The organism is Listeria rocourtiae subsp. hofi (assembly GCF_963575615.1).
Classification (GTDB): Bacteria; Bacillota; Bacilli; order Lactobacillales; family Listeriaceae; genus Listeria_A; species Listeria_A hofi.
The window spans coordinates 55980-71047 of the sequence record NZ_CAUYTL010000005.1 but is presented as its reverse complement, the minus strand read 5'-3'; the positions used below and the strand labels follow the sequence as shown (position 1 = coordinate 71047).

Below are 15068 nucleotides of genomic sequence, written 5' to 3'. Positions count from 1 at the left end.
CTTTCATTACGAACAATAAACTAAAATAATTAAAATCATCTTCTTAAATTTAATTATTTGCCGAACGATAGGTTCTCGTGGTAACATATAGAAAAGGCAACTAATACATAAAAGAGCGGATGAAAATAGACAGAGAGACTGCAAATTTTGCGGCGCCGACGGGGAAAGCATGTGAATGTGAAACTCTCAGGCAAAAGGATGTTTATGGGACGCAACTCTGGAGGCAATATTCCTTAATTTTGGAGTACGACAGAGACTTATTTTAACGAGTAAGTCCTTTTAGTATGCAAAAAAAGAGGAGGATTCACATGACAGATTTAAAGAAAACGCCTATTTTTCCTATATATGAAAAGTATGGTGCAAAAACAATTGATTTTGGTGGATGGGATTTACCTGTGCAATTTTCAGGAATAAAAGCCGAGCATGAAGCTGTAAGAACAAATGCTGGGCTATTTGATGTGTCTCATATGGGGGAAGTTGCGGTACATGGGCCAGATAGTCTGGCATTTTTGCAGAATGTATTATCCAATGATATTTCAAAATTAAAAATTGGAAAAGCGCAGTATAATATTATGTGTTATGAATCAGGTGGCGTAGTCGATGATTTGGTTGTTTATATGAGAGCGGATGAAGATTATCTTCTTGTGGTAAATGCGTCAAATACGCAGAAGGACTTTGAATGGCTGGCAGAGCATGCTCCGGACGGGGTTACGGTGTCCAATGTATCGGCAGAGTATGGACAATTAGCGCTACAGGGACCTAACGCACAAGACATTCTAGCAACGCTGACAGAGGCTGATTTAACATCTCTTACATTCTTCGGCTTTGTTGATAATGTCGAAATTGCAGGCGTTCCAGCTCTTATTTCAAGATCTGGTTATACTGGTGAAGATGGTTTTGAAATCTATACAAAAGCTGCTGATACACCACGTGTTTGGGAGGCAATTTTAGAAAAAGATGTCTTGCCAATCGGGCTTGGTGCACGAGATACTTTGAGATTTGAAGCTAATTTAGCTCTGTATGGTCAGGAGCTGACAAAAGATATTTCTCCACTTGAGGCAGGTGTTGGCTTTGCGGTAAAACTGCAAAAAGAGTCTGATTTTATTGGAAAACAAGCTTTAATAGAGCAAAAAGAAGCTGGATTGACACGTAAATCTGTTGGTATTGAGTTAATTGATCGTGGGATACCGAGACATGACTATAAAGTTTTTGCTGGGGATCAGGAGATCGGAGTTGTAACAAGCGGAACTCAATCTCCAACGCTTGGCAAGAATTTAGGATTGGCACTTATTGATATTGCTTTTACGGAGCTTGATACAGAGGTTGAAGTCGAAGTTCGTAATAAAAAACTCAAAGCAAAAGTTGTTAAAACCCCATTTTATAAACGCGTGAAATAATGAGGAGGATATAAAATTATGGCTAAACATCGTTTTTTACCAATGACTGAGCAAGATGAGAAGGATATGTTGGATACTATCGGCGTTTCTTCTATTGATGAACTTTTTACGGATATTCCTGAGTCGATTCGTTTCAACCGTGAGTATGACTTGAAGCCTGCAAAATCAGAACCAGCACTTTTGAAAGAACTGGCTAAATTAGCTGGAAAGAATGCGGATTCGGTGGAATATGCCTCCTTTTTAGGAGCTGGTGTGTATAATCATTACATTCCAACCGTAGTGGATAGCGTGATTTCTCGATCTGAATTTTACACTGCTTACACGCCTTATCAACCTGAGATTTCGCAAGGGGAATTACAAGCCATCTTTGAATTTCAAACGATGATTGCTGAGATTACCGGTATGGATTTAGCGAATTCTTCCATGTATGATGGTGGAACCTCACTTGCCGAAGCAGCTATGCTTGCAAGTGCCCACACAAAACGCAAAAAAATCCTGATCTCAAAAGCAGTCCACCCAGAATCGCGAAATGTTGTTAAAACGTATGCAAAAGGGCAGCATATTGACGTCGTAGAAATTGATGAAAAGAATGGTGTAACAGACATAACTGCTTTAGAATCACAAATAGATGATACGGTGGCAGCAGTTATTGTGCAATATCCAAATTTTTACGGCCAAGTAGAGGCGCTGCAAGAGATTGCCCCTTTAGCACATGATAATAAAGCACTTTTTGTTGTTTCTAGCAATCCGCTTGCTTTGGGAGCTTTAACGCCACCAGGACAGTTTGGTGCCGATATTGTTGTTGGCGATACACAAGTATTCGGAATTTCTGAAGCATTCGGAGGTCCGCACTGTGGTTATTTTGCAGTTACATCGAAATTGACTCGTAAAGTTCCGGGACGTCTTGTTGGGGAGACTGTAGATGAGAATGGAAAACGCGGCTACGTGCTAACACTACAAGCACGGGAACAACATATTCGGCGTGATAAAGCAACATCTAATATTTGCTCCAATCAGGCCCTAAATGCGCTTGCTTCGTCAGTTGCAATGAGCGCACTCGGAAAACAAGGCCTCACAGAAATGGCGAAACAAAACATTGATAAATCTCATTTTGCGAAGAAAACATTCCAAGAAAAAGGCTTCAATGTTGTTTCTGGCGATGCATTCTTCAATGAATTTGTCGTCAAATTGTCGAAACCTATTAAAGAAGTGAATCTAGGTTTGCTAGATCAGGGGATTATCGGTGGATATGATTTAGGAAACTATGAAGAGAAGTACGCGAATCACATGCTTGTTGCTGTGACTGAAATGCGAACAAAAGAAGAAGTCGAGATGCTTGTCACAAGTTTGGAGGGTTCAAAATGAATAACAGCGAAACAATGCCATTAGTATTTGAAAGATCCGTTCCTGGACGCGTTGGATATAGTTTGCCAGAACGAGATGTGCCGGAAGTTGATTTAGCGAGTTTATTTGGTGCCACTTATGTCCGTGAAACGCCTCCAGCTTTGCCAGAATTAAGCGAATTGGAATTAATGCGTCACTATACAACGTTATCCAATCATAATTTTGGCGTGGATTCGGGATTTTATCCGCTTGGTTCTTGTACAATGAAATATAATCCGAAAATTAATGAAAAAGTTGCACGTTTCCCTGGTTTCGCTAATATTCACCCGTATCAACCAGAAGAATCAGTGCAGGGCGCGATGGAATTGTTGTATGATCTTCAAGAAAGCTTAGTAGAAATCACCGGCATGGATGAAGTGACATTACAACCGGCAGCTGGTGCCCATGGTGAGTGGACAGCGTTAATGTTAATTCGCGCTTTTCATGAAGCGAATGGAGATCACCAACGAACAAAGGTAATCATTCCTGACTCTGCGCATGGTACCAATCCTGCATCGGCTTCTGTAGCTGGTTTTGATATCATTACAGTTAAATCCAATGAAAAAGGACTTGTAGACATCGATGACCTAAAAAGTGTTGTTGGTGATGATACAGCAGCCCTTATGTTGACAAATCCAAACACGCTAGGGCTTTTTGAAGCAGATATTGTTGAAATGGCAGATATCGTCCATAAAGCGGGTGGAAAATTGTATTATGACGGCGCCAACTTGAATGCTATCATGGCAAAAGTGCGTCCTGGTGATATGGGCTTTGACGCTGTGCATTTGAATTTGCACAAAACATTCACTGGCCCTCATGGCGGTGGTGGCCCTGGTTCTGGACCAATCGGCGTTAAGAAGGACTTGATCCCGTTTTTACCAACACCAGTTTTAACGAAAAAAGCGAATAAATATACATTTGATTATAACTATCCACAATCTATCGGTCGTGTAAAACCTTATTATGGAAACTTCGGCATCAATGTTCGTGCTTATACGTATATTCGTACGATGGGGCCAGATGGTCTGAAAAAAGTGACGGAATATGCGGTATTAAATGCGAATTATATGATGCGCCGTCTAGAAGGTGCCTATGACTTGCCGTTTGATCAAGTTTGTAAGCATGAATTTGTCCTTTCTGGAAAACGTCAAAAACAATTAGGTGTACGCACATTAGATATCGCTAAACGTCTGCTGGATCACAACTTCCATCCACCAACTGTATATTTCCCATTAATTGTAGAGGAAGCGATCATGATTGAACCAACGGAAACCGAGTCAAAAGAGACGTTAGACGGATTTATCGATGTTATGCTTAAAATTGCGAAAGAGGCGGAAGACAACCCTGAAATTGTACAAGAGGCGCCTTACAACACATATGTCAAGCGTTTAGACGAAACACAAGCAGCAAGAAAGCCTGTTTTGCGTTATCAAGAGAAAGTAGAAGATGAAGTAACAACATGAAGAAAAGCCGTGTTTCCCAATTTTCAGCGGGAAACACGGCTTCTCTAGTTATCCTCAGTGATTACAACGCCAAGGGCTCTGGCGAAACTAAGCGCTTGTTCAGAAGTTACGCGGCAACCTTGTAATTTATCAAGCGAAACCGTTATACCATCAAAATGGTTTACGCTAAGGTCGATGCTTTCCATCAGAACATTTGAAAAGTTAGCCTCATTCAACTTGCAATTAATGATTTCGGAGTGTTTCAGTTCACTTTCATAGAAATCCGCATTTAAAAGTGAACAGTCGCGCCATTCTACATGCTTGAATTTCGAGAAACCGAGCGAACTCATCGTCATCAAGCAGTCTTGAAAGAGGGTATTATGTATGAGTGAATCCGAGAAATCAGCGCCGGTAAGCTTACAATCTATGAACTGACAACGATGGATAATAGCCGAATTAAAGATAACGTTTGACAGATTACACTTTTCAAAAATAACATCTGTTAACTCGATATTTGGGAATTCTAGTGTCACAAAGCTCACGTTTCGCAAAATCACTTGATCGAGCACAATTCGCTCCATTGGATCAAAATTGAATTCACGATCCTCTATTAAAACTTCACGAAGATACACTTCCTCAGATAACCAATTTGAATCCAATGCATCCAAATGTACTGGTATCTTAGGTGTTTGCATTTTTTTTGACATAGTAAAAGCGCCTCCTTAGAAAAAACCACTAAGCGATATTTGAGCTCAGTGGCTTATTCTTATTTTGATTTTGTTTTCCCTGTCCATCTTTTGTAACCGCCTTTTAGCTGGAATACATTGGTGTATCCTGCTTTGTAAAGCATTATTGCGGCACGGTTGCTTCGCTGTGCGCCTTGGCAATACAAGTAAACTGGCAAATCTTGACGAATCTCTGCTTTGCGAGCTTTCATTTGGGACATCGGAATGTTTCTTGCTCCTAAAATGTGTCCAGCATCGAATTCTTTCGGCTCGCGAACGTCGATTAATTGCGCTTTCCGGAAGTCTTTTTTGAATTCTTCCTCTGTTAAAATGGTTAACGCTTTCTTACGCATTATATATTGATACACTTCATAGCCTAGCAATACGAGCAAAATAGCAATTGCTAAAACCCAACTCCAGTCAATATTCAAGCTGATATACCCCTTTCTTTTCTTTATCTCCACTTACCATTATAACTTATTTTTTCTTTCCATCAATGACTTTCAAGGAAGTTTTTCGTTTTTTTGTTTGTGGCCGCTTTTGAGCACGTAATTTCTGCGATTGTTTAACCGCGCTTTGGTATTTGTCGTCTTTTTTTGGGCGGTTTCCCAAAAAGCGAAAGAGTAGCCAAATGAGAAGAACCAGAATGATAGAGACAATGAGACTACTAATGATATTTTTGAAACCTACGAAAAAAATACCAATCACGGCAAAAATAGCTAAAATATAAAACCAGATAGGGAGTTTACGCATAATTTTCACCTCATTCTAGCAATTCTAGATTTTTGGGTAGTGCTTCTTCGTTTTTATCCTGTTCTACGCGATGCAATTCATTAAATGATGCGATAGCCACTTCTACTTGATCATCTTGTGGTTCTTTTGTCGTTAAAAGTTGTAGCCAAAGACCAGGAACGCCAAGATATTTCAAAATTGGGATATTACGGCATTTATTCGTTAATTGTAGAACTTCAAATGCTACGCCTAGTACAACTGGAATGAGTAAAATCCGGTTAACAACGCGAACCCAAAGCGGATCTGTAGGTACGAGCATATAAATAAACATACCGACAATCACGGTGAACAGTATAAAACTAGAGCCACAACGATAGTGGAGCCGTGACCTGCTTTGGACATTAGCAACAGTGAGCTCTAAATCTGCTTCGTAGCAATTGATGACTTTGTGCTCTGCCCCGTGATATTGGAATACGCGCTTAATAATCGGGGTTTGCGAAACAGCAAAGATATATCCAAGCAAAAGCATCAATTTAAATAATGTTTCTAGCATAATTTGCCCCATATCCCCGGACACGACAGGGCGAAATAGGTTTGCAATAAAAACAGGAATAAGTGTCATAACAAATTTTGCGAAGATGAAGGAAAGAACCCCAACAACTGCCACGCCAAGCCACATTGCAAGTTTTGATTCCTTTTTCTCTATTTTTTGATTCTCCTGTTCGTCAAGCGGATCCTCATCATAGCGATCCGTCGCAAAAGTTAAATGCCTAGAACCGATTGCACTTGATTCAATTAAAGCAACAATGCCTCGAATAAAAGGAATTCGTTTTAGTGTTTGCACCCAACCGGGAGGGTTTTTCGCTAAATAGAAGTATTCAATCGTGCCGTCTTTTCGTCGGATAGCAGTAACAGTCTCATTTCGGCCTCCAAACATTACGCCCTCGACCACGGCTTGACCGCCATATATTCCTTTTGTCTGTTCACTCAAAATCGTTCACCAGCCTTATTTAGTATACAACTGTTATTCTACGCTAATTTGATGATTTCGTATAGTTATAACGCATAAAAAAAGTTATTTCGCATCATTTGTGTTAGAATAGCTGTATTCGAGCGAAAATAAACATTACATAACGAAAGATTTAGGAGGAATTGTGGAATGAATAAATTAGCAAAAATTCAAGCAACATTAACAGATAGGAAGATGGAAGCTGTGTTAGTGACAAGCGACTACAACCGTCGCTATGTGGCGGACTTCACTGGAACGACTGGCATCGCGCTTATCACGCCAAACAATGCTTTTTTCATCACGGATTTCCGTTACACAGAGCAAGCAGCAAAACAAGCGATTGGTTTTGAAATACGTCAAAATAAAGGGCCAATTTTTGAAGAAGTTCAAGGCATCATTGCTGAATTAGGCCTTCAAACGCTTTATTTTGAGGAAGCATATGTGACAGTAGCCGAGCACAAGTTGATGCAAAGCTTTTTCTCAGCAAAATTAGAACCATTTAGTGATCTTTTTGAAGATATGCGAAAAGTGAAGACAGCATCTGAGCTTTCTGCAATCAGAACGGCTTGTGAGATTGCAGACGCTGCATTTACGCACATTTTGACTTTTATAAAGCCAGGTTTAACAGAATTAGAAGTGTCCAATGAACTAGAGTTTTTCATGCGTAGAAATGGGGCATCTGGTTCTTCTTTTGATACGATTGTAGCATCTGGGCTCCGCTCTGCCTTACCGCATGGTGTTGCGTCGGACAAAATTATTGAGGTAGGCGACTTTGTAACGATGGATTATGGTTGTTACTATAACGGTTACTGCTCTGATATGACGCGTACGATTGCGATTGGAGAACCGAGTGCTCAGTTAAAAGAAATTTACGCTGTGACATTAGAAGCGCAACTTAAAGTCATTGACTCGCTAAAACCAGGAATGACAGGCATTGAAGCAGATGCAATTGCTCGTGATTACATTGCGTCTAAAGGTTATGGTGACGCATTCGGGCATTCGCTAGGGCACGGTATTGGTTTGGAAATCCATGAAGGCCCTAACCTTTCGATGAAAAGCCCTAATATTCTCGTACCAGGGAATGTTGTAACTGATGAACCTGGTATTTATCTTGCAGGCATTGGCGGCGTAAGGATTGAAGATGATATTTTAATTACCGAAACGGGAAATGAAGTTTTAACACATTCTTCAAAGGAACTAATTATTTTATAGAATTGTATAATGACTCGTTTTGTGGTTAAATAAGTAAGGATGAACCCAACTTTGAAGTAGGAGGATACAAAGATGATTTCAGTAAATGATTTTAAAACAGGTTTAACAATCGAAGTAGATAATGGTATCTGGCGCGTGCTAGATTTCCAACATGTAAAGCCAGGGAAGGGTGCTGCGTTCGTTCGTTCAAAATTGCGTAACTTACGTACTGGCGCTATCCAAGAAAAAACTTTCCGCGGCGGTGAAAAAGTAGCCAAGGCGCAAATTGACAACAACAAAATGCAATATTTATATGCGAGTGGTGACCAACACGTTTTCATGAACACAGAAACATACGATCAAATTGAGCTTCCAGAAAAACAAATCGAATACGAATTGAAGTTTTTGCGTGAAAATATGGAAGTTCAAATCGTTATGTATCAAGGAGAAACTTTAGGTGTTGATTTACCAAACACAGTTGAGTTAAAAGTCGTTGCTACAGATCCAGGAATCAGAGGTGACACATCTTCGGGTGGTTCTAAGCCTGCAACACTAGAAACTGGCCTTGTTGTCAACGTGCCACTCTTCGTCAATGTAGACGATACACTCGTTGTCAATACAACGGAAGGCGGGTCATACGTTTCGCGTGCCCAATAATATGGAACAAAATAGTCCAGTCAGCTCTGGGCTATTTTTTTGCAAAAAAACGGCGTTAAACTACGAGTTTCTATGAAAAGTATGGTACAATAATTAGGATGCGTGACGAATGCATTTGAACTTATATATCATGTATAGATTAATATTGAGGAGTGTTATAAATAATGTTATCAATTAGCGAGATTAAACAACTTGTGAAATTAGTAGATGAGTCTTCACTGACTGAATTCGAATACGAAACAGAAAAAGGAAAAATCAAGATGAAAAAGGGAGGCGAGCATGCAGTATCTCCAGCCGTTTCAGCACCAACAGTACAAGCCGTTCTCCCCGCGCCTCAAATAGAAACAACAGAAGTTACAGTAACACCAGCGACATCAACAGAAGACTTTCATGTTATTACCTCACCAATGGTTGGAACATTTTATAGTTCTCCAAACCCAGAAAGTCCTGCATTTGTAGAGGTTGGAGCAATGGTTCATGAAAAAACAGTTGTCGCGATTATTGAAGCGATGAAATTACTAAACGATGTTGATGCAGACGTGACTGGCGAAATTGTTGAAATTCTTGCTTCTAACGGAGAACTAGTTGAATTCGGTCAGCCACTATTTAAAGTTAGAAAGAAATAAGGGGTAATAATCATGATAAAAAAAATATTGATAGCGAATCGCGGAGAAATCGCTGTTCGTATCATCCGCGCCGCAAAAGAGATGAACATTGAAACGGTTGCTATTTATTCAGAAGCAGACGCTGAGAGTTTACATATTCAACTGGCAGACGAAGCGTATTGCGTCGGACCTGCACCTTCAAAAGAAAGTTATCTCAACATGTCCAATATTATTAGCGTTGCTGTTCTAACAAATTGTGATGCGATTCATCCAGGATACGGTTTCCTAGCAGAGAATGCAGATTTTGCTGAGCTTTGTCAAGATTGCAATATCATTTTCATCGGACCAAGCGCAGATGCCATCTCTCAAATGGGAACGAAGGATGTTGCCCGCGAAACGATGAAAAAAGCCGGAGTGCCAGTTGTCCCAGGTTCTACAGGAATTATTAAAGATGTTGAAGAGGCCAAAAAGTTAGCTAAAAAAATCGGTTACCCGGTCATCATTAAAGCAACAGCTGGTGGTGGTGGTAAAGGAATTCGCGTAGCAGAAGATGAAGAAAAGCTTGTTTCTGGTCTGCAAATCACGCAACAAGAAGCAGAAGCAGCATTCGGTGATTCGGGCGTGTACATCGAGAAATTTATTCAAGATTTCCGCCATGTTGAGATTCAAATAATGGCGGATAATTACGGCAACGCAATCCACCTAGGAGAACGCGATTGCTCCATTCAAAGACGCCTACAAAAGCTGATTGAGGAAGCACCTTCCCCAGCTCTAGACGAGAAAATGCGTCAAAAAATGGGAAAAGCGGCCGTGAAAGCAGCGAAAGCCGTTAAATATTCTGGTGCTGGAACCATCGAATTTATTTATGTTCCACACGAAAAAACGTTTTATTTCATGGAAATGAATACGCGCGTTCAAGTGGAGCATCCTGTAACTGAATGGATTACAGGAATTGATATTGTTAAACAACAAATATTAGTGGCATCAGGAGAACATTTAACAATCAAGCAAGAGGACGTTAAATTAACAGGTTGGGCTATTGAATGTCGTATCAATGCCGAAAATCCAGAAAAGAATTTCATGCCAGCGCCAGGAGAAATCAAGTTTTACCTCCCACCAGGCGGAAATGGTGTCCGTATTGATTCAGCAGCCTATCCAAACTACAAAATCCCCCCATATTATGATTCTATGGTGGCAAAAGTAATTTGTTACGGTGAAACGCGTGATGAAGCAATTGCTACAATGAAACGCGCACTAGGCGAATTTGCTGTAGAAGGAATCCCAACAACGATTCCATTCCATTTACGCGTTTTAGATCACGAAGTTTTCCAATCAGGAGACTTCAATACAAAATTCCTTGAAAAGTATGATGTAATGAATCTATCGTGAGGAGAGATAATCATGGCACTAACGAAAAATAAAAACGAGGAAACACTCGGTAAAATCGAAATCGCACCAGAAGTTATTGGTGTCATTGCAGGACTTGCAGCAGCTGAGGTTGAAAATGTAGCAGGTATGCAAGGTTCCTTCACAAATGAGATGCGCGAACGACTTGGTGGGGCAGTCAATCATAGCAAAGGTGTTAAGATTGATCTTACCGAAGAGGGTATTGTCATTGATGTTTACTGCTATATACAATTTGGAGCAACAATTCCTCTTTTAGCACAAAACATTCAAGATAGCATCCGCGAAACCATTCTGAACATGGCAGGCCTTGAAGTCACCGAAGTGAATATCCACATTGTCGGCGTTCAATTTGAGCGACAAGAAACGCTGTCATTTGATGAATTAGAAATTTAAAACGTGTAATAACACGGAAACTAAGGAGTAGAGCTTTTAATGAAAAGACGAGAAGCACGAGAGAAGGCTCTTCAAATATTGTTTCAAATGGAACTCAATGAGATGCATTTGGATCAAGCGATAGCCAACGTGATGGAAAACCAAAGCGATGCCTATGTTGATAAATTAGTGGAGGGCGTTGTTGCCAATAAGACAGCAATTGACGAATTAATTGCCGAAAACTTGGATAATTGGAGCATGGATCGTTTAAACAAAGTGGACCTTGCTATTCTGCGAGTAAGTGTATTCGAGATGGTATATTGTGAAGATATTCCAGACCGAGTAAGCTTGAACGAGTCACTTGAAATCGCCAAAATTTTCAGCGATGAGAAATCAAGTAAATTTATAAACGGTGTATTAGCGAATATCGCAAAAGACGATGTGATAGAATAATTAATCTTGTACAGTGTCATTTTTAATTCACAAAAATTTCGACCGAATGAGTGATGTTTCCTGTTTCGGAAGGTTTCATGTCTCCCGAAACAGGTTTCAGATAAATTTTAAGGGGGCTTTTTTGATGGGACAAATTATTGATGGTAAACAACTGGCGAAAAAGATTCAAGAAAACGTAACAAGTGAGGTAGCTGAACTTTCAAAGCAAAATTTACAACCAGGACTTGCGGTTGTGCTTGTAGGTGATAATCAGGCTAGCCATACATATGTAAGGAATAAACAAAAGCGCACAGAAGAAGCCGGCATGAAATCTGTTTTAATTGAATTACCAGAAGATATTTCAGAGGCAAAATTACTAGAAACTGTTGAAGATTTGAATAATGATGCAACAATCCATGGTATTTTAGTGCAATTACCGTTGCCAAAGCATATTTCAGAGGATAAAGTGATAGATACGATTATTCCAGAAAAAGATGTTGATGGCTTCCATCCAATAAACGTCGGAAACCTCTATGTTGGTAAAGAGGCTTTCGTTCCATGCACACCAGCAGGTATTATTGAGCTAATTAAATCGACTGGTGTTTCTATCGAAGGGAAACAAGCTGTGGTTATCGGTCGAAGCAACATTGTAGGAAAACCAGTGGGACAACTCTTACTACAAGAAAATGCTACAGTAACTATCGCACATAGTCGCACAAAAGACCTGCCAGCAGTTGCGCGTACTGCGGACATTTTAGTGGTAGCAACAGGTCTAGCCAAATTCATTAAGAAAGATGCTATCAAACCAGGTGCGGTAGTTATTGACGTTGGTATGGATCGCGATGAAAACAATAAACTGTGTGGCGATGTCGATTTTGACGATGTAAAAGACACAGCAGGCTTCATAACACCTGTCCCAGGAGGCGTTGGTCCGATGACAATCACCATGCTTCTAGCTAATACACTAAAAGCAGCCAAGCGTATTTGGGACACACAGCTTCAAACAAAATAGGACGACATGAAGCAGCTAGACGACAAAGAGCTTAAACCTAGATAAAAAGAGGGAGATTGTAACTCACAAACTTCAATCAATCCCAACAAGGAGTATTTGTCGCTTAGCTGCATAATTTTTTCTTTTAAGATAAGGTGTGTGTACAATGGAACAAGATAAATACCTCAGTGTTGAGGCGTTAACAAAATATATTGAGAAGAAATTTGAAGTAGATCCTTATTTAAAGAACATCTATGTAAAAGGAGAAGTTTCGAATTTTAAGCAACCTGTCAGCGGCCATATGTATTTTACGCTGAAAGATGAAGGCGCGGAGCTACGTTGCGTTATGTTCCAAAAATCAGCAGCAAAACTAGGTTTCAAACCAGAAGATGGGATGCAGATTCTACTTACGGGACGTGTCAGTGTGTTCAGTAAAGGCGGGCGCTATCAACTTTACGCAGAGTGGATGGAACCGGATGGGGTTGGTAGTCTTTATATCAAATTGGAGCAGTTAAAGAAACAGCTAGAATTGGAGGGGCTTTTTGCGCAAAATCGCAAACGGGCGCTTCCTTCTTTTCCTGCCAAAGTCGGGATTGTAACTTCGAAAACGGGCGCGGCAATTCGAGATATGATTACAACGATAAAGCGTCGCATGCCATCAACGGAGATTTTACTATTCCCTACAATTGTCCAAGGAGATACGGCTGCACCAAATATCGTTCGCAATATTGAACGTGCCAATTTTCGCAATGATATTGATGTATTGATTATTGGGCGTGGTGGTGGTTCTATCGAGGATTTATGGGCATTTAATGAGGAAATGGTAGTTCGTGCGGTGGCCGATTCGGATATCCCTATTATTTCTGCTGTTGGCCATGAGACAGATACAACGTTGACGGATTACGTGGCAGATGTTAGAGCTGCAACCCCAACAGCGGCGGCAGAATTAGCAGTTCCAGATTACCGTGATTTGCTAGACCGCCTTGCAGAGCGTCGCTTCCGTTTGATTCAGGCAATGAAACAGCGAGTCGATGTTTCCAATCAAAGCATTTCACGTCAACAAGAGCGCTTATTAATGCATGGACCGAAGCGACAAATCGAGCAATATCAAGAACGTACGGATTATTTTATTGAGCGCTTAGAACGTGGTTTAAAACAGCATCTTATTTTGAATCAGCATGCTTTCGAACGGTTGACCTTTCGCTTAACGCACACTGGTCTAGATCGTGAAATAATGCAACAGCAACAACTTTTAGCGAATGTTAGTAAAGATTTGACACAGCAAATGAAGCAACTTATCATCACAAAAAGACGTGATTTTTCGCAAAAAGTTGAGGCATTGGAGCTTTTGAGCCCGCTTGGGTTACTAAAACGTGGTTATAGCGTAGTTTACAAAGATGATGAAATTTTAGCATCGAGCGCAAGTATAACTATTGGTGATGAAATTGGAATCACAATGGCAGACGGGAAAATTCGGGCAAAAATAACAGAAAAGGAGGGCACATGAGTATGGCAACGAAAAAAATTAGTTACGAAGACGCGATGAAAGAGTTAGAAGGCATCGTCCAAATGTTAGAAGAAGGTAATGTTTCCTTAGAGGATTCACTGGATATGTACCAACGCGGTATTGAATTAACTAAATTATGCCAAGAAAAATTGGCAGCAGCAGAAGATAAGCTAGCAAAAGTAGTTACAGAATCAGATGAGGAAGAACCATTTCAGGCAGAAGAAGGTAAAAAATAATGACATTTGATCAATTTATGCAACATTATAAGCAAGAAATCGAAAATTGTATGAAGCAAGCCATTATTGCAACTGAGTCTGATCAAAAATTGGAGCAGTCCATGATGTATTCTTTAGAAGCAGGTGGTAAGCGAATTCGTCCGTTATTAGTTTTAGCAACACTTATTGCTTTTGATTGCGAGCCAAAGTTGGGATACCAAACGGCAGCTGCGATGGAAATGATTCATACATATAGTCTGATTCATGATGATTTACCTGCGATGGATAATGATGATTTCAGACGTGGTAAACTGACTAATCATAAGGTTTATGGCGAGGCTACTGCTATTTTGGCTGGTGATGCGCTACTTACAAAAGCTTTTGAACTGATTGTGAGTGACACAAAATTATCCACGCCTGTGCGAATAAATCTTATCCAACTTTTTGCCAAAAGTGCTGGTGCAAGTGGCATGGTAGGTGGCCAACAGGCCGATATTCTCGGTGAAAACCAAACGTTATCGCTCACTGATTTAGAGTCTATTCATCGACGAAAAACCGGGGCGCTTCTCAGTGCTTCCGTACTTAGCGGAGCAATTATTGCAGAGGCTTCTGATGCCGAACAATTAGCATTGGAAAAATTTGCATATCATATCGGCATCGCTTTTCAAATCTGCGACGATATTCTAGATGTCATTGGTGATGCTGAAAAAATGGGAAAAAAAACTGGTGCAGATGCTGATTTACAAAAAAGTACGTATCCTGCACTACTATCACTAGAAGGGGCGAAACAAGCCTTAGCTGATCACACAAATTTAGCAAAAAAAGCGCTCCATACCATGAACATTGATGCTAGTTTATTACTTGGTTTAGCCGATTTAATAGCTGTTCGTGATTTTTAATAATAAAGATTTAAATGCGTTTTTGAGAGAGTGCGTCCTTTTCTAAGGTGTGCTTTTTTCATTTCTATAGTAAAATCCGCGAAACTGGTTTATAATGAGACCAA

General features: G+C 40.2%; 16 protein-coding genes and 1 riboswitch. Of the genes, 13 read left to right on the top strand and 3 right to left on the bottom strand.

Annotation, left to right across the window (positions count from 1 at the left end; translation table 11 throughout):
- The first annotated feature begins 119 nt into the window (after nt 1–119).
- Nucleotides 120–212: riboswitch (glycine riboswitch) on the top strand.
- A 96-nt stretch (nt 213–308) separates the two neighbouring features.
- From gcvT to gcvPB, 3 genes are read left to right on the top strand one after another with little or no spacing between them, the layout of a single operon-like run.
- The gene (gene gcvT, locus R8925_RS04270) at nt 309–1397 is read left to right on the top strand and encodes a glycine cleavage system aminomethyltransferase GcvT (RefSeq protein WP_430534678.1); all 1089 of its coding nucleotides are present in this window, start codon (nt 309–311) and stop codon (nt 1395–1397) included.
- 18 nt (nt 1398–1415) lie between these two features.
- The gene (gene gcvPA / locus R8925_RS04265; protein ID WP_430534677.1) at nt 1416–2762 is read left to right on the top strand and encodes an aminomethyl-transferring glycine dehydrogenase subunit GcvPA; all 1347 of its coding nucleotides are present in this window, start codon (nt 1416–1418) and stop codon (nt 2760–2762) included.
- Nucleotides 2759–4243: an aminomethyl-transferring glycine dehydrogenase subunit GcvPB gene (gene gcvPB / locus R8925_RS04260; protein ID WP_430534676.1), complete on the top strand. Its 1485-nt coding sequence runs from the start codon at nt 2759–2761 to the stop codon at nt 4241–4243. Before gcvPA ends, gcvPB begins: the two co-directional genes overlap by 4 nt.
- Nucleotides 4244–4287: 44 nt before the next feature.
- Here gcvPB and R8925_RS04255 read toward each other — a convergent pair whose 3' ends face one another.
- The 3 genes from R8925_RS04255 to R8925_RS04245 all read right to left on the bottom strand — a co-directional run bounded on the left by R8925_RS04255 (nt 4288) and on the right by R8925_RS04245 (nt 6616).
- The gene (locus R8925_RS04255) at nt 4288–4929 is read right to left on the bottom strand and encodes a pentapeptide repeat-containing protein (protein ID WP_430534675.1); all 642 of its coding nucleotides are present in this window, start codon (nt 4927–4929) and stop codon (nt 4288–4290) included.
- A gap of 59 nt (nt 4930–4988) precedes the next feature.
- Nucleotides 4989–5372 (bottom strand): rhodanese-like domain-containing protein, encoded by a 384-nt coding sequence (locus tag R8925_RS04250; protein WP_311769614.1) that lies wholly within the window; start codon nt 5370–5372, stop codon nt 4989–4991.
- 338 nt (nt 5373–5710) lie between these two features.
- Entirely contained in the window at nt 5711–6616 is a 906-nt protein-coding gene (locus tag R8925_RS04245) for a DUF1385 domain-containing protein (protein WP_430539404.1), read from the bottom strand.
- Nucleotides 6617–6838: 222 nt separating this feature from the next.
- Between R8925_RS04245 and R8925_RS04240 the strand changes: the two genes are divergently transcribed.
- The 10 genes from R8925_RS04240 to R8925_RS04195 all read left to right on the top strand — a co-directional run bounded on the left by R8925_RS04240 (nt 6839) and on the right by R8925_RS04195 (nt 14964).
- A complete protein-coding gene (locus R8925_RS04240; protein ID WP_430534673.1) occupies nt 6839–7900 on the top strand; it encodes a M24 family metallopeptidase in 1062 nt (353 codons plus the stop codon).
- Nucleotides 7901–7972: 72 nt separating this feature from the next.
- Nucleotides 7973–8536, top strand: a complete 564-nt coding sequence (gene efp, locus R8925_RS04235) for an elongation factor P (RefSeq protein WP_430534672.1) — start codon at nt 7973–7975, stop codon at nt 8534–8536.
- A 164-nt stretch (nt 8537–8700) separates the two neighbouring features.
- Complete coding sequence (accB, locus tag R8925_RS04230) at nt 8701–9162, top strand: acetyl-CoA carboxylase biotin carboxyl carrier protein (RefSeq protein ID WP_430534671.1); 462 nt, start codon at nt 8701–8703, stop codon at nt 9160–9162.
- A 12-nt stretch (nt 9163–9174) separates the two neighbouring features.
- Nucleotides 9175–10530 carry an acetyl-CoA carboxylase biotin carboxylase subunit gene (gene accC, locus R8925_RS04225; RefSeq protein ID WP_430534670.1) on the top strand — a complete coding sequence of 452 codons (1356 nt, stop codon included), beginning with the start codon at nt 9175–9177 and terminating at the stop codon, nt 10528–10530.
- Nucleotides 10531–10542: 12 nt separating this feature from the next.
- A complete protein-coding gene (locus R8925_RS04220; RefSeq protein ID WP_430534669.1) occupies nt 10543–10941 on the top strand; it encodes an Asp23/Gls24 family envelope stress response protein in 399 nt (132 codons plus the stop codon).
- A 39-nt stretch (nt 10942–10980) separates the two neighbouring features.
- Nucleotides 10981–11373: a transcription antitermination factor NusB gene (nusB, locus tag R8925_RS04215; RefSeq protein ID WP_036069604.1), complete on the top strand. Its 393-nt coding sequence runs from the start codon at nt 10981–10983 to the stop codon at nt 11371–11373.
- Between the two features lie 124 nt (nt 11374–11497).
- Nucleotides 11498–12364: a bifunctional methylenetetrahydrofolate dehydrogenase/methenyltetrahydrofolate cyclohydrolase FolD gene (gene folD, locus R8925_RS04210; RefSeq protein WP_430534668.1), complete on the top strand. Its 867-nt coding sequence runs from the start codon at nt 11498–11500 to the stop codon at nt 12362–12364.
- Nucleotides 12365–12509: 145 nt separating this feature from the next.
- Nucleotides 12510–13850: an exodeoxyribonuclease VII large subunit gene (gene xseA / locus R8925_RS04205; RefSeq protein ID WP_430534667.1), complete on the top strand. Its 1341-nt coding sequence runs from the start codon at nt 12510–12512 to the stop codon at nt 13848–13850.
- A gap of 2 nt (nt 13851–13852) precedes the next feature.
- Complete coding sequence (xseB, locus tag R8925_RS04200; RefSeq protein WP_430534666.1) at nt 13853–14086, top strand: exodeoxyribonuclease VII small subunit; 234 nt, start codon at nt 13853–13855, stop codon at nt 14084–14086.
- Nucleotides 14086–14964 (top strand): polyprenyl synthetase family protein, encoded by an 879-nt coding sequence (locus tag R8925_RS04195; RefSeq protein ID WP_430534665.1) that lies wholly within the window; start codon nt 14086–14088, stop codon nt 14962–14964. The genes xseB and R8925_RS04195 overlap by 1 nt, the downstream gene beginning before the upstream one ends.
- The last annotated feature ends 104 nt before the right edge of the window (nt 14965–15068 follow it).

What these genes read in the sequence shown, in the direction of transcription:
- gcvT (WP_430534678.1), top strand. Translation starts at nt 309, where the DNA reads ATGACAGATTTAAAGAAAACGCCTATTTTTCCTATATATGAAAAGTAT.
- gcvPA (WP_430534677.1), top strand. Translation starts at nt 1,416, where the DNA reads ATGGCTAAACATCGTTTTTTACCAATGACTGAGCAAGATGAGAAGGAT.
- gcvPB (WP_430534676.1), top strand. Translation starts at nt 2,759, where the DNA reads ATGAATAACAGCGAAACAATGCCATTAGTATTTGAAAGATCCGTTCCT.
- R8925_RS04255 (WP_430534675.1), bottom strand. Translation starts at nt 4,929, where the DNA reads ATGTCAAAAAAAATGCAAACACCTAAGATACCAGTACATTTGGATGCA.
- R8925_RS04245 (WP_430539404.1), bottom strand. Translation starts at nt 6,616, where the DNA reads ATGTTTGGAGGCCGAAATGAGACTGTTACTGCTATCCGACGAAAAGAC.
- R8925_RS04240 (WP_430534673.1), top strand. Translation starts at nt 6,839, where the DNA reads ATGAATAAATTAGCAAAAATTCAAGCAACATTAACAGATAGGAAGATG.
- efp (WP_430534672.1), top strand. Translation starts at nt 7,973, where the DNA reads ATGATTTCAGTAAATGATTTTAAAACAGGTTTAACAATCGAAGTAGAT.
- accB (WP_430534671.1), top strand. Translation starts at nt 8,701, where the DNA reads ATGTTATCAATTAGCGAGATTAAACAACTTGTGAAATTAGTAGATGAG.
- accC (WP_430534670.1), top strand. Translation starts at nt 9,175, where the DNA reads ATGATAAAAAAAATATTGATAGCGAATCGCGGAGAAATCGCTGTTCGT.
- R8925_RS04220 (WP_430534669.1), top strand. Translation starts at nt 10,543, where the DNA reads ATGGCACTAACGAAAAATAAAAACGAGGAAACACTCGGTAAAATCGAA.
- nusB (WP_036069604.1), top strand. Translation starts at nt 10,981, where the DNA reads ATGAAAAGACGAGAAGCACGAGAGAAGGCTCTTCAAATATTGTTTCAA.
- folD (WP_430534668.1), top strand. Translation starts at nt 11,498, where the DNA reads ATGGGACAAATTATTGATGGTAAACAACTGGCGAAAAAGATTCAAGAA.
- xseA (WP_430534667.1), top strand. Translation starts at nt 12,510, where the DNA reads ATGGAACAAGATAAATACCTCAGTGTTGAGGCGTTAACAAAATATATT.
- xseB (WP_430534666.1), top strand. Translation starts at nt 13,853, where the DNA reads ATGGCAACGAAAAAAATTAGTTACGAAGACGCGATGAAAGAGTTAGAA.
- R8925_RS04195 (WP_430534665.1), top strand. Translation starts at nt 14,086, where the DNA reads ATGACATTTGATCAATTTATGCAACATTATAAGCAAGAAATCGAAAAT.